We start from the raw sequence: 18923 nt of genomic DNA on the forward strand, positions 1-18923 counted from the left end.
AGCTACCATACAATCATTTAAAATTCCTTTAATCAGAGGTGAGAATTTTATTTATAATGGCTGCAATAACTTCTCTCTTCCAGCCTCCAGCTTCCATAAAAACGTCTGCTGAAAATTTTCAGTAGACGTTTTTTTATTTCTTTGAAATTCTATACAATTTTCCACTATCCGTTACTGCATAGAGGTTTCCATCCATACCATCTAATACGTCTCTGAACCGTTCATTCTGATCTACCAGAAGACGTTCTTCTCCTATTACTTTATTATCTTTCATTACAATTCTATTGATATGCTCACCACTCAGACATCCAATGAACAGATTTCCTTTCCATTCTTCTATATTTCCGGTATAGAAAGTAACTCCACTTGGAGAAATTACAGGATCCCAGTAATAAACGGGTTGCTCTGTTCCTTCTTTCTTAGTAATACCCTCCCCTACTTTAGCCCCGGAATACTCTATTCCATAAGTAACATCTCCCCAGCCATAATTTTTTCCAGGTTGGATAAGATTGATTTCATCGCCCCCTCTTGGTCCCATTTCCACATCCCAAAGATTTCCGTTGGGGTCAATAGCCAATCCTTGAGGATTACGGACTCCATAGGCATAAATTTCAGGTTTGTATCCTTTTTTTCCAATGAATGGATTTCCTGGAGCTGGTAAACCATCTTTAGTAATTTTGATAATCTTTCCTAAATAATTATCTGTTTTCTGAGCATAAACCCTTGTTACTTTATCAGATCTTTCCCCTGTACTAACGAATAAATATCCATCTTTATCAAAAACCAACCTGCTTCCATAATGCTTATCTCCATCATAAGAAGGTTCTGCACGGAAAATTACTTTTACCTCTGAAATCATTTTCATATCGTCTGATAATTTTCCTTTAGCCACAGAAGTCAGGTTACCTTTTCCGAATGGTTCTGAAAAACTGAAATAAATAATGGAATTGGTTTTAAAGTCAGGATCCAATGCCACATCCAGCATGCCACCCTGCCCTTTCGCATCTACTTTTGGAAAGCCTTCTATTTTTGCCATCTGCTTTCCATCCTTAGAAACAATATTCATATACCCTTTTTTATCAGTAATAAGAAATCTTCCATCCGGTAAATTGATAATTCCCCAGGGTCTGCCAAGGTCTTTATTTAAAACCTCAACTGTGTAGGCTGCGTTTGTTTTTACTGCCTTAATTCTTGTCTGCCCTTTAAATGAAGGCTGATACTCAGAATTAGGTTTTTCAGTCTCAACACTGCCATCATTTCCAGTCTGCTGCGCATGTGCATTATTCTTTTTACACGAAGATAAAGTGAGAAAAAGGCTAAGTATCGGGAAATAAAATTGATTGATTTTCATAACATTATGATTAGATACTTGAAAAGATATGGAAAAATAATGACATAAAATTTGCACAGTTAAATTTTTATTCTACATTTGTAGAACAAATTACAACATTGTAGAATGAAAGAGATTAAACTTACTGATTCTGAAAAAGTTCTTATGGATATTCTTTGGGAGAAAAAGAATATTTTCATGAAGGATATTCTGGAAGCTTACCCAGAGCCTAAGCCAGCAGCAACTACCATAGCAACTTTACTGAAAAGAATGCAGAATAAGGAGCTTGTAGGGTATAAAGTATATGGAAATTCCCGTGAATACTATCCGATGGTAGAGAAAGGGGAATATTTCAAGGAAGAAATGACTTCTATGATAGACCGTTTTTTCAACAGCTCTGTAACTCAGTTTGCTTCATTTTTTACCTCGAATGCCAAACTTAGCCAAAAGCAACTGAAAGAACTTCGTGATATTATTGATGAACAGATAGACGAATAGCCATGTTACCTATTATCTTAAAAATAATTCTGTGCTCATCACTTTTCATTGCAGTATATTATCTGTTTTTGGAAAAAGAAAAAATGTATAGGTTTAATCGTGTCTATCTGCTAGGCTCATTAATTCTATCCTATATAATCCCATTTATTACATTTACTGTAGAGACACCCAAAACTACCCGTCCGCAACTGATTATTGAAGAGGCTGCACAATATGTCTCCATAGTACAGCCAGAACAGGAAAGCTTTAATTGGATCAATCTGATATGGATAATCTATGCAACGGTTACTCTTTTCATACTGATCAAAAACATCATCGCTGTAATAACCATTAAAAGAATAAAGGGTGAAAAACGTATTTATCAAAACTACAGAATCATCCTAACCCAAAAGAATCTATCCCCTTTTAGCTTTTGGAATACGATCTATATGGGAAAAGAGTATGTGAAAAATAATATCATAGATCCAAGAATATTTCTTCACGAGAAAAGTCACCTTGACCAAAGACATAGTGTAGACTTAGCTCTTTTACATATTATAAAAATATTCACATGGTTTAACCTGGCTCTTTTCCTATATAAAAAAGCAATTATTACGAATCATGAGTTTTTAGCCGATGAAACGGTATTGAATAACAAGTTCAACCTTAAGGAATATCAGAACCTAATTCTGGATGAACTTACGGGCAGCCAAAATATGACCTTTACCCATTCACTCAATTTTAATAACACCAAAAAACGATTTATCATGATGAAAGCACAAAAAACCAAGTTCAGCTTATTGCGAAAAACCATAGGCATCACCACGATTATTGCTGCTACAGTACTGCTTTCGGAAAGAACCTATGCCAATATCTCTGCTAAACCCGAGTCTGATAAAGATCTACCTGTGAATACAGATAAGAAAACTACCAATACTGAAGAATCAAAAGCAGTTCAGTATTTCATGAAAAGTATACCGGAAGATATTCTACAGAAAAACAATCCTGATGCTCCTGCAGCATTAAAGAAAGAATCTGCAAAATCTGTCACTGACACAATTACTCCTAAAAAAAACCAAGAAGGTAAAAACACAAACAACCAGGAAGACACAAATTTTGTCAGTGCAGAGTATCCGGGAAGTAAGGCAGAACTTAGAGCTCAGATAGGTAAAACCATGGATGTAAGTGCAATTCAACCTATAAAAGGAATAATAAAAGCAATAGCCTATATTCATATTGACCCAACAGGAAAGGCTACCAATATTACAACATCAGGTGATAATGATATTTTCAATAAGGAATTCCTTAAAGCAATGACAATCATCAGCAACAATACAAGCTGGAAACCCGCAACAAAAGATGGTCAACCCATCGCATCAGTGTTAAAGGTTCCGGCAACCATGAACTTCATACAACCATGAGAAGGAAGCGCTTTTAAAGCGCTTTTTTTATTTCTGGCCTCAAGATATTTTTCTTTAAAAAGACTATTTTCCAAAAAAGAAACAAAGCTATCAGAACAATCAGCTTCAGTTTTGACAATCAAAATATTCATCATCAAAACTTTATTCTGCCTAATTATTTCTTTCGTATTTTTGTTCTATACATTCTTTTCTTATGGATTTTAAGCTTCAATCAGAATATAAACCCACTGGGGATCAACCCCAAGCTATCGATAAATTAACTGCAGGAATAGAGATTGGTGAAAAATACCAGACTCTTCTTGGGGTAACCGGATCTGGAAAAACCTTTACAGTAGCTAATCTTGTTCAAAATGTTCAGCGCCCTACTCTGGTTCTGGCTCATAATAAAACGTTAGCAGCACAGCTTTTCATGGAGTTTAAAGAATTCTTTCCAGAAAATGCGGTAGAATACTTTGTAAGTTACTATGACTACTATCAGCCGGAAGCTTATATTGCTACAACAGGAACTTATATTGAAAAGGACCTGAGCATTAATGAAGAAGTTGAAAAATTACGTCTTTCTGCAACAGCAAGTCTTCTTTCCGGAAGAAGAGATGTTCTGATTGTTGCTTCCGTTTCATGCATCTATGGTATTGGAAATCCCACAGAGTTTCACAAATCATTAATTTCTATTGCAATTGGTGAAAAAGTAACAAGAACTGCACTTCTTCATTCTTTAGTGAATGCATTATACGCCAGAACTTTAAATGAATTCCAAAGAGGTACATTTCGTGTAAAGGGTGATGTTATTGATGTTTTCCCTGCTTATACAGATAATGCCATCAGAATTCAGTTTTTTGGAGATGAAATTGAAAAAATCCAAAGCTTTGATCCTGTTTCCGGAAATGTAGAGGATAATTTTGATCAGATACAGATTTATCCTGCCAACCTTTTCGTGACCTCAAAAGAGACCTTAAACGGAGCTATTAAAGATATTCAGGATGATATGGTAAAACAGGTAGATTTCTTCAGCTCTATCGGAAAACCTCTGGAAGCTAAAAGACTTCAGGAAAGAACAGAACTGGATTTGGAGATGATCAAGGAACTCGGATACTGTTCAGGAATTGAAAACTATTCCAGATATCTTGATGGCAGACTTCCGGGAACCAGACCTTTCTGTCTTATTGATTATTTCCCTAAGGACTTCTTAATGGTCATAGATGAAAGTCACGTAACCGTTCCTCAGGTTCACGCCATGTATGGTGGTGACCGAAGCAGAAAAGAGGCATTGGTAGAATATGGATTCAGACTTCCTGCCGCTATGGATAACAGACCTCTGAAATTTGAAGAATTTGAAGCCATTCAAAATCAGGTGGTATACGTTTCTGCTACTCCGGCAGACTATGAACTGGAAAAAACCGGTGGAGCTTACATTGAGCAAATTATCCGTCCAACAGGACTTCTTGATCCTATTATTGAAGTAAGGCCAAGTTTAAATCAGATTGATGATTTAATGGAAGAAATCCAGAAAAGAGCTGATGCCGATGAAAGGGTTCTGGTGACAACCCTAACCAAGAAAATGGCGGAAGAACTTACGAAATACTTTACAAAATTCGGGATCAGAACAAGATATATTCACTCGGATGTAGAAACCCTGGAACGTATTCAGATTATGCAGGATCTTCGTTTAGGACTTTTTGATGTCTTAATTGGAGTAAACTTATTAAGAGAAGGTTTAGATTTACCGGAAGTTTCATTGGTGGCTATTTTAGATGCTGACAAGGAAGGAATGCTGAGAAGCAGAAGATCTATGATACAGACCGTAGGACGTGCTGCAAGAAATATCAATGGGAAAGCAATCATGTATGCCGATAAGATCACAAAATCGATGCAGGCAACATTAGATGAAACCGAATACCGCCGTGCAAAACAGATGAAACATAATGAAGATCATGGCATAGTACCAAAAGCACTGAATAAAAAGATCTCCGAAAACTTAGTTGGAAGAAGCAAAGACTTCCCTGATGAAAAATATACTCAGAAAGAAATTCTTCAAAAGGTTGCCGAAGTGAAAGCTACCTATGCCAGCGAAGATGTTGAAAAATGATAGAACAGAAACAGAAAGAAATGGAAGCTGCGGCTAAAAACCTCGACTTTATTAAAGCGGCTAAACTAAGAGATGAAATTGCGGCTCTGAAAAATTAAAAATATTGAATAAAACAGTATCGGCGCTTCAAAGAAGCCGCCGATACTTTATCTAAAAACAGAATGTTTTCTTGTTACAATCCATTTCTTACCGAAGCTCTGATCGGTATCAACAGCTCCATTAATCCATTGAGTTTGATCTCATAGATTGTTGATAACTGCATTCCCAGTTTTCCTTTAGGCATTCCACTTCGGTGAAACCATTCAAGGTAGCTTATCGGAAGATCTGCTAAAACGGTTCCTTCGTATTTACCAAACGGCATTTTAACTACGCAGATCTCTTTTAATATTTCCGGATTTATTCCCTCCACTTTTTATATAATTAAATCAATTTATTTTCTCCTTCAGCCTTGTTGGATAATTCAAGGTCTGGCGGCACATTCTCATCCGTAAATTCATTTCTGTATACCTGTATCAAAAGAAGAGTGAGTGAGATCAAAATAGGACCAAAAATAAGTCCCATAAAGCCAAACAGATTCATTCCCATGATAATTCCAAAGACGGTATTCAGAGGATGGATATTTTCAAGTTTCTTTAAAAGTGTGAAACGAAGCAGATTATCTGTAAGTCCTACCACTACTACACAGTAAATAGCAAGGCCAATACCCTGTGCTGTATTTCCTTCTGCAATCATAAAGATACAGACAGGCACATACACAATTGCCGTTCCTACTACCGGAATAACAGAAGCTGCTGCCGTTAATGCAAAAAGGAGAACAGCTCCAGGAGCTCCAAATATCAGATATCCGATAAGAGAAACAATCCCTTGACCAATGGCAACTACAGGAATTCCTATAGCATTAGCCATAATCAGCTTTCTCAATTTTTCGCCTAACAAAGAAACATTTGACCGTTTTAAAGGGGCAGAATTTGTCAGAATTTTCTCAAATAGCCTTGGCTTTTCCAGCATAAAATACAGAATAAAGTACATAGACATCACTACCGTAAGGGTATTGAATGTCCCACTCAGAGCTGAAGTAGAGAATTTTCCTACAAAATTCTTCAGCTTATTCATATTTTCCTGGCTTAGAATATCAAAACCAACCTTATCATAAATATAGGAATGTATCTTATCTAAAAATACATTGAACTTATCCATATAAGCCTGTGCGTTTCCTAATTTATCAATAATCAGATCTGCAATAAAGTAAATAGGCAGAATCAGAACGATAAGACTGGCAAACATTAATACAAAAGCAGCCAGGGAAGGTTTCCACTTCTTTTCTTCCTGAAGATAGAAGTTATATTTTCTGCAGACTACATAAATGGTAATAGCCCCTAAAACTGATGGAATAAACAATGCAAGGTTAAAGCAGATCAAACCTGCCATCACCAAAATAATGGCGAGCAAAGAAATCTGCTTTATGGCAACACTGCTTATTTGATTGTCTTTATTCATCAATAGTTATTTTATTGTTTTGTATACATGATCTGTCTTGGCTTTCCAACAAAAGCACAATATGTGGAATACATTACGATCATAATGAACGGAGCTGTTAAAATAATCCCTATCCCACATAGAATGATTCCTGCCATTGAAATTAATACTCCTAAAAGACCTGTTGCCAGGAACGTTCCATAATTTTCTTTTGCAATATTAAAAGACTTCGATAAAGCATCTGTAGCCGAAGCATTTTCAAATAAAAGAACAGGATATCCAATTAATAGAAGAGGGTACACGAAAAAATAGGTAGCACACACAATGCCAAGGCAACAGAAGAAATAAGCCACGCAAGTAAGCTGTAAATAAGAATATTTACAAAATTCTGACGGTATCCGATAAAAAGATCAGAAAACTCAATAGGATTCTTAGTATTGTATTTATTTACTATGTAGATCAAACCGACATACAAAGGAGACAATAGCAGCCCAAAAAGGCTGGACGCACCCATATACAATGGAAGTCCCGGAGTGCTCCAGTAATTAAAGTTCCCTCCAGACTCTCTCATTTCTTCCACCATGGAAGCAGAATCAATCCCGAAAATAAGCTGGATTATATATCCACCCAACATATAAACGATCATAGCAACCACAGCGTAACCCAAGACCCCTTTATACATTTCGAAAGCGTGAGAAATAATTGATCCTGTTTCCCTGTTAGGCACAGAACCTTGCTGATCAAATTCGTTAAATTCAGACATAGTTTAAATATTTTAATGATTTTATCAAATTTAACTTTTTTTGATAAAAAAACATATTAAACCCGGTTGAATTTTAACTTTTCTCGGAAAATATAGTTTTATATAAAGAATAGATCATGGCATTCCAGAAAGGAAATGTGAAAAGCCCTCCAATCAAAAACAAACTGAATCCCAGGTATTTAAACAAAACCGCAACGAATACACATACCATGATTTCTACAAAATACATTTTAAGAGCCTTAAAATTAAGAGAAATCGCCTCAAATATCCTCTTATTCGTAAAAAACATCAGTGGAGCTACAAATACTGTTACTGCTACCCATATAATTGCCAGCAGAATTGTAGGAACTGTAAGTCTGTAGATCATAAACCAGAAAAGATAATATCCCAGATATTTAAAGAAATTAATTCCGTTATACCCTACAAATAAATCTCCTAATTCAATTTTTTCGTTAAGATCCAGTTTTCTGAAAATCTGAAACATTCCAAGATTCAATGGATACAAAAACGCAGTGGTAGCCCAGATTGCAAGGGTAAACATCTGATAGCCTTCTGTAGCGCTTAGTTCCGCAATCTTTTCCATATAAGCTTTTGTTCCTTCTTTTAAAGCTTCTGTCAGTACCTGATTTTGTTCCCATATTCCGTACCAACTGCCAAAGAAGAATAGAGAGGTAAGAAAAATTCCAAAAAAGATCATTGAAAACATCAACTGAAAAACCAGTGTTTTATTCCAGTAGAAAAAAGCCTGCTTCAATATAAAATCAATTCCCGGTTTCTGAGGATATTTACTCTGCATTATAAAAATTTTATGCAAAAGTAAACATCAATAATTATTTTTGCCGAATGTTTTCAGTGAATCATCAAAAATTTATAGAAATGGACGAACTCTCTCTTCAGAAGGTTCCCTATTTCTTTGTTATCGATTTCCTTTCGGAGAATGTTGAAATTTATCAGAAGGACGAGATTGAGAAATCAGGATTATTAATTGATTTTCAATCATTTTCAAACACAAAAAAAGAACATAAACTTGACAAAAAAGTAGAGTGGAAATCCTTTCCGGAAACCATGGAAAGCTTTAAAACCGGGTTTGATGCAGTTCAGAAAAATATTCGTCTTGGAAATTCCTACCTGGTAAATTATACCCGAAAAACAGAAATTGAGACCAATTTAAGTCTTGAAGAAATTTTTTATCATTCTGAAGCCAAATACAAGGTTTTTTATAAAGATTTTTTTGTATTTTTTTCTCCTGAAACTTTTGTGAAGATTATTGACGGAAAAATTCTGACTTATCCTATGAAAGGTACGATTGATGCTTCCATAGAAAATGCAGCCGAAATCCTGAAGAATGACCCGAAGGAAAAAGCCGAACATTATACCGTAGTAGATTTACTCCGCAATGATCTGAGCATGGTAGCAGATGATGTATGTGTAGACCAGTTTCAGCATATTGACTTTCTAAAAACCCGGCAGAAAGATTTATATGCCATGAGTTCAGAGATTTCAGGAAGATTGAAACCTGAATTTGACGGAAAAGTAGGAAGCATTATGCAAAAACTTCTTCCCGCAGGTTCTATTTTAGGAGCTCCAAAACCAAAAACTTTGGAAATAATACTGGAAGCAGAGGGCTATGAAAGAGGATACTATACAGGAGTCTGCGGCTGGTTCGACGGTAAAAATGTTGACAGCTGTGTAATGATACGTTTTATTGAAAAAGAGGGTGATAAACTCTATTTCAAAAGCGGAGGCGGTATAACGCACATGAGTAAATTAGAAGACGAATATCAGGAAATGAAAAATAAAATCTATGTCCCAATTCATTGAAAGCATTAAGGTAGAAGATCAGGAGATTTTTCTATTGGAACTCCATCAGAAACGTGTCAATCAAACATTTTCCCACTTTGGAAAAGAGGGGTCTATTGATCTGGCTAAAATCTACAAAAACCTGGAGCATGATGAAGACGGGCTTTTCAAACTTAGAATATCCTATGATCTGGATAAAAGAGTTCGGACTCAGATGATCCCTTATGCTATTCCTGAAATACAGGACTTCCAGCTGGTGGAAAACAACAGCTTTGATTACTCGTTTAAATTTGAAGACCGTAAGGAATTGGACCGAATGAAAATGAAAGCCAAGGCCGAAGAAATCATTATTATTAAGAATAATCACATTACCGATACTTCCTTCTCTAACCTTTTATTTTTAAAAGGTAAAGATTGGTTTACTCCCAATTCTTTTCTTCTGAATGGAGTACAAAGACAACATCTTCTAAAACAGAAAAAAATAAAAGAGGCCGAAATTACCTTACAGAATATAAAGCAATTCAGCCACTTTCAACTCATCAACGCTTTAAACGATTTTGATGATATGTTTATCTATCCTATCGACAGAATTATGAATCTGCCGGGAAATGAAGAATATTTAGATCTTTAGCTTTCTTTCATGAAATTAAAGTAAGCTTTCTGAACATCAGCACTGTTCTTTCCGTGGGTATTTACTTCCAGAATCTTTGGTTGTGCATCCGGCTTGAAGAAATTCTCCAGTACTCTGTCCAGCGTCAGATCATCTTCCACTTTGATGTAAGAGAATCCAAAATGTTTGGCCAGGTGTTCAGCATTTTTACGGTGCTTGGTGGCAATAAACTCGTCCAGAGTATTTGGGTTGGCATTTCCGGGTCCTGGAATGATCTTAAAGATATTTCCTTCCCCATTGTTGAAGATAATAATTCTTACAAAAGGAGGAATATATTGGTTCCAAAGACCATTGATATCATAGAAGAAACTTAAATCTCCAGTAATCAACAAGGTTGGATTTGTATTTTTAATCGCAAAGCCCATTGCTGTAGAAGTTGAGCCATCAATACCACTTGTTCCTCTGTTGCAGTACATTTTTCTTTTACCGAAGTCAAACAGCTGTGCATATCTGATTGCTGAAGAGTTGGCAAAATGAATATTATAGTTTTCAGGTACCGTCTGTGATGCTTTATTGAAGAAATAAAAATCTGAAAACTCAACAGTATTTAGAAACTGTTGATGCCTCGCATCCTTTTTGTCTCTTAAAACATCCCAAAGATTAAAATAAGGTCTCGGTTCCAGATTAATGAATTTCAATAATTTAGAAAAGAACACTTCCGGTTTCACCTCAATTTTTTCTGTCAGAGAGAAATACGTATCCGGCTGCCATACTTCATCCAGATGCCAGTGCTGTTTTGGTCTTGCACTTCTCAGGAACTGTTTTACTTTTTTGGAAACCACGTTCTGTCCTACCGTAATCAAAAGATCCGGAGCATAAGTTTTAAAGTCTTCTTCTGTAAAATTGAAGATATAACGGTCTATATGCCTGAAAAACTTCTCGTGATATAAATTGGAATTCGCTTCACTCAGTACAACAACAGAATGGTTTTTAACCAATTGTGTCAGCTGATTTTCCAGTTCAGGGCTATAATCTCTTGTTCCTACCAATAACATAATTCTTTGAGAAGTATGCCATTCTGCAATCAGATTGGAAGGAATCTCATAGTCTTTATGTTTGATTGTTTTTTCAACCGTCGGAAAAGTCGGAAGTTCTGATACCAACTCATACAATGGTTCTTCCAAAGGAATATTGATATGTACTGGCCCCTGCTTTTCAAAGCAAAGCTCAATAGCCTTTTTAATAATGTCAAAATTAATATCTTCTGCATTCTCTTTACTGTCTTCCAACAATTGGAAGTCTCCGTAAGAATGCTGATGAAAAACATCCTTCTGCCTGATCGTCTGCCCATCAAAAATATCAACAAAATCCGTTGGTCTGTCAGCCGTTAAAACTAAAAGCGGAATATTCTGATAAAAAGCTTCTGTGATCGCAGGATAATAATTAACCACGGCAGATCCGCTGGTACAGGTTATTGCTGTTGGTTTTTTCTCACTCTTAGCCATTCCCATTGCCACAAAGGCAGCACTTCTTTCGTCTACAATGCTATAGCAATTGAAGCTGTCTATTTCTGAAAAATGAATCGCTAAAGGAGCATTCCTTGATCCAGGTGAAATTACAACATCTGCAATTCCGTACTGCTGAAGAAGATGTGCAAGTATTTGGATACTTCTCTTAGAAGAATATTTTTTCATACAGCAAATTTAACTTATAAATAATGATTTTAAAATCATTTAATTTAAAAAAAATGTAATTTTGCTATTCGTAAATTTCTAAAAATGGACAAAATACCTAGTGTAGACCTGCGTGATTTCCTTTCGGACAACCCGGAACGCAAACAGAAATTTGTAAATGAAATCGGAAAAGCTTATGAAGAAATTGGTTTTGTAGCCTTAAAAGGCCACTTTCTTGATGACAACCTTGTAGAAGATTTATATGGAGAGGTAAAAAACTTTTTTGACCAACCAGTGGAAACGAAACAGAAGTATGAGATTCCAGGAATTGGTGGCCAGAGAGGGTATGTAGGATTCGGTAAAGAAACTGCAAAAGGTTTCAAAAAAGGAGACTTAAAAGAATTTTGGCACTTTGGGCAGTATCTGTCTGATGATTCAAAATACAAAGCTGAGTATCCAGACAATGTCATCGTTGATGAACTTCCAAAATTCAACGAAGTAGGTAAAGAAGCCTTCCAAATGCTTGAAAAAACAGGACAGTATGTTTTAAGAGCATTAGCTTTACACCTTGGTTTAGATGAGTTCTATTTTGACGATAAAATCGCAGAAGGAAACTCTATCTTAAGACCTATTCACTATCCGCCAATTACTGAAGAACCGGATGATGCGGTAAGAGCAGCAGCTCACGGAGACATTAACCTTATCACTCTTTTAATGGGAGCACAGGGGAAAGGTCTTCAGGTTCAGAACCACAACGGAGAATGGATTGATGCTATTGCAGAACCAGATGAATTGATGATTAACGTTGGAGATATGTTATCTAGACATACTAACAACAAATTGAAATCTACAATTCACAGAGTGGTAAACCCACCAAGAGAATTATGGAGTACTTCAAGATTTTCAATTCCTTTCTTTATGCACCCAGTGAGTGCCATGTCATTAAACGCTCTTGACAACTGTGTAGACGAAAACAATCCAAAGTTATACGAAGACACTACAGCAGGAGAATTTTTGCATGAAAGACTTATCGAATTAGGCTTGATTAAGAAATAACATTAACATAACGATAAGAAAAAGGCTGTCTCATTTGAGGCGGCTTTTTTTACAAAAAAGATTATCGAAAAGTCCGAGAGGAAAATGAAAATTTATTCAAAAAATCAAATTTTTATTATTGGGTTCCTATTTACAGGATTCTTATATTCAATATATTCATTCATTAAGTATAAAAATGCTATTGAAAAAGGTGTTCAGGTTGAAAAGCAGGTTATAAGCCAAAGCTGTAGACCTTACACAAGACTTGCATCAGGAGTAATGATAAATGTTGGAAATAAAGCATATCATGTAAAGTTGGATTACGGTAATTGTATAAAATATCCGGTGAATAGTAAAATAAAAGTTGTATACGACAAAGAGAGAGATACTTTTATTTTTCCTGTAAAAGTTTATAATACTGGCAGGATATACTTTTTAGGAATTTTATTATTAATTTCTACATTACCATGGCTTTATTTCATTAAAAAGAAATCTCTTTGTCAGCGCAAGCATCATAAAAATAGTCAGTAATTCAATTACTGACTATTATTTTTATTTATCCTGTTATACAGTAAAACTCCGGACAAGGAGTATTTTGCGTGAAAGTCCCCCATGGACAAATACAGGTGTAAGTATATCCGCCGCCGCCAGGTCCTCCTCCTCCGGGATCACCTGTATAAGGCACACATTTTCCTCCGGAACAGATCATTCCTGCTCCACAGCCACCTTCACCAGGTCCTCCGCCTTCAAAACAATAGGCAGGTCCTATATCACCAGCAATCATTTTCTTTTGTTCATCTCTGGAAAGTTTTTTGAAATTTTTCATAGTTTTTGATGTTTAGTTTTTTCCTACTCTATACGCTTTTCGGATACCGCTTCTCTAAAATTAAAATTTATTTCATTAACATTCAAATATTTACACTTAAAATCCACCTTGAATTGAATTTTTTATTATTATTTTAAATAAATTTTATCTTTTAACACACATCGTTTTATTTAATTGAAAATATTTTAATTAATTTTGTTTTACTATCAAATTTTTAATTAAAATCATATGAAAAATCTAAAAAAACTAAGAAAAGACCAATTGAAAGGCATTTCCGGAGGAGCTAATTTCCCTGGCGTTGAATACTGTTTATACGCCTGTAATGGCACTATCATTTGTGCAGCTTGCAGTGATGATTTCAAATGCCCTGTTACAGGAGGAGAAATAATGTAGAACTAATCATCAAAATGTAATCAAACCGTTTCAAGAGAAGCGGTTTTTTATTTTCTGGCAACCAGACAGTGCAGCAAAATAAAAAACTCAAAAACAATCACTTAAGAATATTTTCATATCTTTATTTAAACCAAAAATCAAACTATATGAAGAATTTAAAAAAATTAAGCAAGGACAAATTGAAAACTATTTCCGGAGGAATAAGCTATCCTTTTCCTGGAGACTGTTTCTATGTGTGTAGTGATGGAATACAGTATAAAGCATTATGCAGAATGGAATTCATTTGTCCTGATGGCGAGCAGCCCATTATTTACTAAAACAAAAAAACGCTCCTTCCCGGAGCGTTTATATATATTAATCAAACAGTCTCAGTTGTTGATCTTTTGTTCCTGTAAAGTTGGCTGTTGATATTTTAGGGAATTCTTTTCCGTCAAAGAATTTTTTCCTTCCTATTTTAAAAGTTGTGTGAATCATTTCAGCAATATTTCCCTCTCCTCTCTGTCTTTCAAAATATCTTTTGTCTCCTAGTTTTCCACCACGCATAGAACGGATCAGGTTCAATACTTTCTGTGCCCTATCCGGAAAATGAGTTTCAATCCAATTGACGAAAACAGGTTCTACCGTATCATTTAATCGAACCAATGTATATCCAAAACCTAAAGCACCTGCATCAGAAATAGATTTTAAGATATTTAAAGGCTCATCACTATTCAATCCCGGAATAATAGGTGCTACCATAACGTGAACAGGAATTTTATTTTCTGTCAGAATTTCAATAGCCTTTAATTTATTGGGAGCAGAGCTCGTTCTTGGTTCCATCTTTCTCCTCAATTCTTCGTTGATGGTAGGAATACTCAGAGAAACAGAAACAAGATTTTGTTCCGCCATCGGCTTTAAGATGTCCAAATCCCTCAATACCAATGCATTTTTTGTCAGAATATTGACAGGATGTCTGTAATCAAGACAAACCTGAAGGAGTTTTCTGGTTATTTCAAATTGCCTTTCAGCGGGTTGATAACAGTCTGTATTTCCGGAAAGCAAAATAGGAGCCGCTTTATACCCTCTTTTCTGAAAAAATTTCTCCAGCAATTCCGGAGCATTTTTCTTCACCATGATTTTTCTTTCAAAATCAATTCCGGCACTGTATCCCCAATATTCATGGGTAGGTCTTGCAAAACAATAAGAACAGCCATGCTCACAACCCTGGTATGGATTCATAGAATACTCCATTGGAAGATCTTCGCTTTTCACCTGATTTACAATAGTCTTAGGGAAAACTTCGGTAAAAGAAGTCTTTACCGTTTCGAAATCTTCATCTTCAGGCTCATAGGTATACCTGTCGAAACGGTTGATAACATTTCGCTGAGCTCCCTGACCTTTTATGAAGTTTTCTTTTGACATTCTGATGTAAAATTAGAATGGATTTTTTATAAAATAATGAACTTTAACATTTAAGTTTTCCACAAAAAAAATCCAACACTTTCAAAAGTGTTGGATTTAAACATAATTTAATATATTGTTTTACTACTTCAGCGCGTAAAATTCCACTCCGTGTGTTTCATCGTCGTGGCTCTTTTCATCAAAGTGTCTGTGATAATCTGAATAACTATCACTATATTTTTTATCTTTTTTTGTCAATATTTTTTTGATGCTTATTAAACTTAATACTGCCAAAAGACCAACTCCCCCTGCCAGTAAAACTCCAACTTCTTTTTTCATATTTTCTTTGATTTATTATTTTGGATATTGCAAAAAGTGTACCTATTTCATGTTTCTGAATTATAAATTTTGTTAACATTAAACTCTATTTTTAAGAAATTTATAATCCGCTATTTTTCTTATCTTTAGAAAAGCAATGGTTTAATTATTGTAGTTATCAACAAAAATAATATTATGGAAAATCCAGAAAACACTGATCAAATGACCACCTTAAGCCAGGTAATGAAAACCCTGTCTGAGAGAGGAATACATAGAGAATTCAGAATGAATGAAAATTGTGAGATGAAATTTGAAAATTCTGAAAAAATATATACCCCATCTGAGCTGACTATTTTAAAAACCTACCGTTTTGAAGGTGACAGTAATCCCGATGATAATGCTGTGTTATATGTGGTAAAAGATGATGCCGGAAACCGTGGAATGATTATCGATTCTTATGGGGCTGACAGTAATTATCCCGGAGATAAGTTTGATGAATTCCTGAGAGATATTCCTGTTCACGAAAGTGACGAATTCAATCTTTAAGCATTGAAAAACAATATTAATTTTTTAAACCATTAATTCCGTTTTAATTAAAATAAAATTGATTTCATCCCCATTGAAAGGGCCAGTTTATAATTATGCTTTAATGGTTTAAGAAATTATTTATCTTCAGTATTATCTTTCTTTTTAAAAATACCATGTAAGAAGCCTTTCTTCTCCTTTTTCTCTTCCTGAGCCGGAGAAGTATTTTTTTTGTGTTTAATTTCTTCTTTAATATCCTTTACAGACTGTTTCATATCTTTCACAGATGAAACTGCGTTTTTGACTTTCTGTTCAGTTTTTTCTACATTTTTTCCAATAAGCGTCTTCTTCAACCCCTGTTCAATCCCTTTCCAGAAAAGATTAAAGAAGGATTTTGTAGGATCACGTTCTACATTTTCTACCGTTACGGATTCAGGATAATTTCCGGAGTTCGATTTCAAGAAAACGTTAGCTACTGCTGTTAGAAAACCTTTTTTTCATGATTATTTTTGTTCAGGACAGCAATCTTCAGGTCTTTATGCTTTAAATTAAATGTTCCATGCAATCCGACCGGATTTCCTTTAAAATTAAACAGCATTTCCTGAATAGTTCCTGATGTAGCCGTCACATGCAGATAAGGTCTTATAAACGGATTAATTCCATTGGCAGGAAGGTTTGACGTTTTTCCTGAAATCGTAAAAGTATCATGCTGATCTGCAACATCAAATCCCCAATTTACAGAAAGCGGAGACAAATTCATGAATGAACAGTTAATATTGATGTCCACTTTGGTTGCCTTTCCTTTTGCTTTCGCTGAATTTAGATTCTTAACATTCATATTAAAGTTACTGAATATAAGTTTCCCCGGCCCCATACTTTCAGGCGTATCTTCCTCATATACCAAAACAGAATTCTTCAAATCCAGCGTATTGATATTCATAGGAATTTTAATGGAACGAAGCATTTTGGAATACAGTGCTTTTATCTTCGGATCGTCTTTTGGAATTTTACTTCTGAAAATATTAGCATCAGCAGACTGAATCACCACATGAGATGCATTGATGAATTTATGGTCTGAAAACACGTCCCAATCGCCCTCAGCTGTCATCTGATTTGCCTTCAGATCATACAAATCCCTTTCCACCGGTATCATTTTGATAAACTGACTTCTCGAAACGAGAGGCTTCATCGCAAAGTTATTGATCTGAACTCTATTCTTATTCAGCTTTAAAAGTCCAAGACTGATATTGTAAAATTGAGTTTTATATGCAAAATTGCGGGTAGTTAAAAAGTAATCTTTTATGGTAAAAGAAAGTCCCTGATCATTTGCTTTTGGTCCTATTTCAATCCCATTTACAGTAGCATTTAAATCATGGAAAGCCAATGGCTCTTTTCCTTTATCATAAGTAATATTTGAGTTCTTCAGAGAGACTTTTCTGATAACAACAGACTGTAAAATTCCAGCATTGGTGTTTTTACTTGGCTTATTTTCTCCGGCATTAATCGTTCCGTTTGCATTTTCAACCAGAACATCTTTAACATCAAGATTCAGTTTCTTATTAATGAATTCCAGCTTATTGATATTAAACGCAATATGACTGGATTTTACATCCATTGTTGTCTTTCCGCTTGATTGAGAGCCCGAAGTTAATGAAAGATCATTGATTTCCCCATTAGTTGGCTTTAAAGCAATACTTCTTACGGCAATATTCTGATGACCGGCATACAGAATATCTTTTCCGGAGAATGTAAAATCTTTATATCCCACTGGGATTACCTGCTCTGAAGTTTCTTTATTAAATACCAGCTTGCTGATATTCATATTCAGATTTCCTGCAGACAAAAGTTTGTTTCCATCGGCCCTGTTAATTTGACCGACAGCATTTTTAATCTTTATATTCTCTAAATTAACCTCAAAGTTAGATTTCCGATTCTCCTTCTTACCCCCTTTCACACCGGTATTATAGACTGTAAAAAATGGATTTTGAAAGTCTGCATCTGCAAAAGAAATTTTGTTTTTCTTTAAAACCACATCTTTGAATTCCATTTTGGGAATGGTAAATTCAACAAGTTGAGCTTTTTGAGGATAAAATCTTTTAAACTGTGCAAAAGATAACAATGGGATCAGTTTGAAATTTTCAACAGCTACCTGCCCATCTGCTGTATTAATAGAATGAATGGTAACAGCATATACATCATTCGGCCTGAAAAAAAAGTTCTGGCCTTTAATACTGTATCTATCAAAAACAACCGGCAGCTTATCTTCCACAGACTCTTCTGTCATTTGCAGATTTTCCACCAACAGATCCAGTTGTTGTACTGATAAAAATTTCTGTTTTGTATGTTTGAAAACAGAAATTTTTCCTTCATTAATCCTAATATTTTCAAATGAGACAGGTTTTCTTTTTTTCCCTGTTTTTTTGTCTGCAGGTTTTGCCAAAATGATATTCAGGTTGGGCTTTGCCAGCAACAAGTCAGATGAACTTATTGTTTTATTGAAAATAGCATCATAAATACCCAAACGGCTGATCTTTAAAGTATCAACTGTTCCCTGAAGACCAGTAACATTAGTATTTTGCGGATCTTTACTGTTAACAGAAATTCCTGTCACCAGAATATTTCCTGTGCTAAGATCTACATCCAGACTTTTATAGGAAACTTTATAATCTGTATTGTTTTTAATGTACTCCGGAAGTTGGGTTTTAAGCCAAAAATTCAGCCCGAAATTCGCAGCAAGAAGAAGCCCTGCAACAATTCCGAAACTGATTAATAGTCTTTTAACCCATTTTTTCATGTTTGTGATTTGGTTG

Annotated in this window: 21 protein-coding genes and 1 pseudogene; 10 read left to right on the plus strand and 12 right to left on the minus strand. The window is 35.1% G+C overall.

Going from position 1 to position 18923, the window contains the following annotated elements:
* Positions 1-133 precede the first annotated feature (133 nt).
* Positions 134-1351, minus strand: a complete 1218-nt coding sequence (locus BOQ64_RS16170) for a PQQ-dependent sugar dehydrogenase (protein ID WP_129058796.1) — start codon at positions 1349-1351, stop codon at positions 134-136.
* A gap of 105 nt (positions 1352-1456) precedes the next feature.
* On the opposite strand from BOQ64_RS16170, the gene BOQ64_RS16175 reads away from it, so the two are divergent.
* From BOQ64_RS16175 to uvrB, 3 genes and pseudogenes are all read left to right on the plus strand, one after another.
* Entirely contained in the window at positions 1457-1828 is a 372-nt protein-coding gene (locus BOQ64_RS16175; RefSeq protein WP_129058797.1) for a BlaI/MecI/CopY family transcriptional regulator, read from the plus strand.
* Positions 1829-1911: 83 nt separating this feature from the next.
* A complete protein-coding gene (locus BOQ64_RS16180; protein ID WP_164975824.1) occupies positions 1912-3228 on the plus strand; it encodes a M56 family metallopeptidase in 1317 nt (438 codons plus the stop codon).
* 193 nt (positions 3229-3421) lie between these two features.
* Positions 3422-5412: pseudogene (gene uvrB / locus BOQ64_RS16185) on the plus strand (excinuclease ABC subunit UvrB).
* 74 nt (positions 5413-5486) lie between these two features.
* On the opposite strand, the gene BOQ64_RS16190 reads toward uvrB, so the two are convergent.
* From BOQ64_RS16190 to BOQ64_RS16205, 5 genes are all read right to left on the minus strand, one after another.
* Positions 5487-5714, minus strand: coding sequence for a DUF3820 family protein (locus BOQ64_RS16190; protein WP_129058943.1), 228 nt, complete (start codon positions 5712-5714; stop codon positions 5487-5489).
* Between the two features lie 20 nt (positions 5715-5734).
* Positions 5735-6811, minus strand: coding sequence for an AI-2E family transporter (locus BOQ64_RS16195; RefSeq protein WP_129058799.1), 1077 nt, complete (start codon positions 6809-6811; stop codon positions 5735-5737).
* Positions 6812-6822: 11 nt separating this feature from the next.
* Positions 6823-7092 (minus strand): hypothetical protein, encoded by a 270-nt coding sequence (locus BOQ64_RS24065; RefSeq protein WP_228448423.1) that lies wholly within the window; start codon positions 7090-7092, stop codon positions 6823-6825.
* Complete coding sequence (locus BOQ64_RS16200; protein ID WP_228448424.1) at positions 7074-7553, minus strand: hypothetical protein; 480 nt, start codon at positions 7551-7553, stop codon at positions 7074-7076. Before BOQ64_RS16200 ends, BOQ64_RS24065 begins: the two co-directional genes overlap by 19 nt.
* Before the next feature lie 73 nt (positions 7554-7626).
* A complete protein-coding gene (locus BOQ64_RS16205; protein ID WP_228448425.1) occupies positions 7627-8349 on the minus strand; it encodes a hypothetical protein in 723 nt (240 codons plus the stop codon).
* Between the two features lie 47 nt (positions 8350-8396).
* Between BOQ64_RS16205 and BOQ64_RS16210 the strand changes: the two genes are divergently transcribed.
* Positions 8397-9374 (plus strand): aminodeoxychorismate synthase component I, encoded by a 978-nt coding sequence (locus BOQ64_RS16210; protein ID WP_129058800.1) that lies wholly within the window; start codon positions 8397-8399, stop codon positions 9372-9374.
* Positions 9358-9984: an aminotransferase class IV gene (locus tag BOQ64_RS16215; protein WP_129058801.1), complete on the plus strand. Its 627-nt coding sequence runs from the start codon at positions 9358-9360 to the stop codon at positions 9982-9984. The genes BOQ64_RS16210 and BOQ64_RS16215 overlap by 17 nt, the downstream gene beginning before the upstream one ends.
* Here BOQ64_RS16215 and menD read toward each other — a convergent pair.
* Positions 9981-11657: a 2-succinyl-5-enolpyruvyl-6-hydroxy-3-cyclohexene-1-carboxylic-acid synthase gene (gene menD, locus BOQ64_RS16220; protein ID WP_129058802.1), complete on the minus strand. Its 1677-nt coding sequence runs from the start codon at positions 11655-11657 to the stop codon at positions 9981-9983. The genes BOQ64_RS16215 and menD overlap by 4 nt on opposite strands.
* Positions 11658-11741: 84 nt before the next feature.
* On the opposite strand from menD, the gene BOQ64_RS16225 reads away from it, so the two are divergent.
* Both BOQ64_RS16225 and BOQ64_RS16230 read left to right on the plus strand, forming a co-directional pair.
* Positions 11742-12692 (plus strand): isopenicillin N synthase family dioxygenase, encoded by a 951-nt coding sequence (locus BOQ64_RS16225; protein ID WP_129058803.1) that lies wholly within the window; start codon positions 11742-11744, stop codon positions 12690-12692.
* 84 nt (positions 12693-12776) lie between these two features.
* A complete protein-coding gene (locus tag BOQ64_RS16230) occupies positions 12777-13202 on the plus strand; it encodes a hypothetical protein (protein WP_129058804.1) in 426 nt (141 codons plus the stop codon).
* Positions 13203-13227: 25 nt separating this feature from the next.
* Here BOQ64_RS16230 and BOQ64_RS16235 read toward each other — a convergent pair whose 3' ends face one another.
* Complete coding sequence (locus tag BOQ64_RS16235) at positions 13228-13497, minus strand: hypothetical protein (RefSeq protein ID WP_129058805.1); 270 nt, start codon at positions 13495-13497, stop codon at positions 13228-13230.
* 228 nt (positions 13498-13725) lie between these two features.
* Here BOQ64_RS16235 and BOQ64_RS23150 point away from each other — a divergent pair, with 228 nt between their 5' ends.
* Together BOQ64_RS23150 and BOQ64_RS16240 are read left to right on the plus strand one after the other, a co-directional pair.
* Positions 13726-13890, plus strand: a complete 165-nt coding sequence (locus tag BOQ64_RS23150) for a bacteriocin-like protein (RefSeq protein ID WP_164975825.1) — start codon at positions 13726-13728, stop codon at positions 13888-13890.
* A gap of 146 nt (positions 13891-14036) precedes the next feature.
* Positions 14037-14207 carry a bacteriocin-like protein gene (locus tag BOQ64_RS16240; protein WP_129058806.1) on the plus strand — a complete coding sequence of 57 codons (171 nt, stop codon included), beginning with the start codon at positions 14037-14039 and terminating at the stop codon, positions 14205-14207.
* A 37-nt stretch (positions 14208-14244) separates the two neighbouring features.
* On the opposite strand, the gene BOQ64_RS16245 is transcribed toward BOQ64_RS16240, so the two are convergent.
* Positions 14245-15291 (minus strand): PA0069 family radical SAM protein, encoded by a 1047-nt coding sequence (locus tag BOQ64_RS16245; protein WP_129058807.1) that lies wholly within the window; start codon positions 15289-15291, stop codon positions 14245-14247.
* A gap of 123 nt (positions 15292-15414) precedes the next feature.
* The gene (locus BOQ64_RS16250) at positions 15415-15609 is read right to left on the minus strand and encodes a hypothetical protein (protein WP_123869127.1); all 195 of its coding nucleotides are present in this window, start codon (positions 15607-15609) and stop codon (positions 15415-15417) included.
* Positions 15610-15783: 174 nt separating this feature from the next.
* Between BOQ64_RS16250 and BOQ64_RS16255 the strand changes: the two genes are divergently transcribed.
* The gene (locus tag BOQ64_RS16255; protein WP_129058808.1) at positions 15784-16134 is read left to right on the plus strand and encodes a hypothetical protein; all 351 of its coding nucleotides are present in this window, start codon (positions 15784-15786) and stop codon (positions 16132-16134) included.
* 116 nt (positions 16135-16250) lie between these two features.
* On the opposite strand, the gene BOQ64_RS24070 is transcribed toward BOQ64_RS16255, so the two are convergent.
* Both BOQ64_RS24070 and BOQ64_RS16260 read right to left on the minus strand, forming a co-directional pair.
* Positions 16251-16574, minus strand: coding sequence for a hypothetical protein (locus BOQ64_RS24070; protein WP_228448426.1), 324 nt, complete (start codon positions 16572-16574; stop codon positions 16251-16253).
* A gap of 20 nt (positions 16575-16594) precedes the next feature.
* A complete protein-coding gene (locus BOQ64_RS16260) occupies positions 16595-18907 on the minus strand; it encodes a hypothetical protein (protein ID WP_228448427.1) in 2313 nt (770 codons plus the stop codon).
* Positions 18908-18923: the final 16 nt, after the last annotated feature.

It is taken from the genome of Chryseobacterium sp. CH25 (assembly GCF_004119455.1).
Classification (GTDB): Bacteria; Bacteroidota; Bacteroidia; order Flavobacteriales; family Weeksellaceae; genus Chryseobacterium.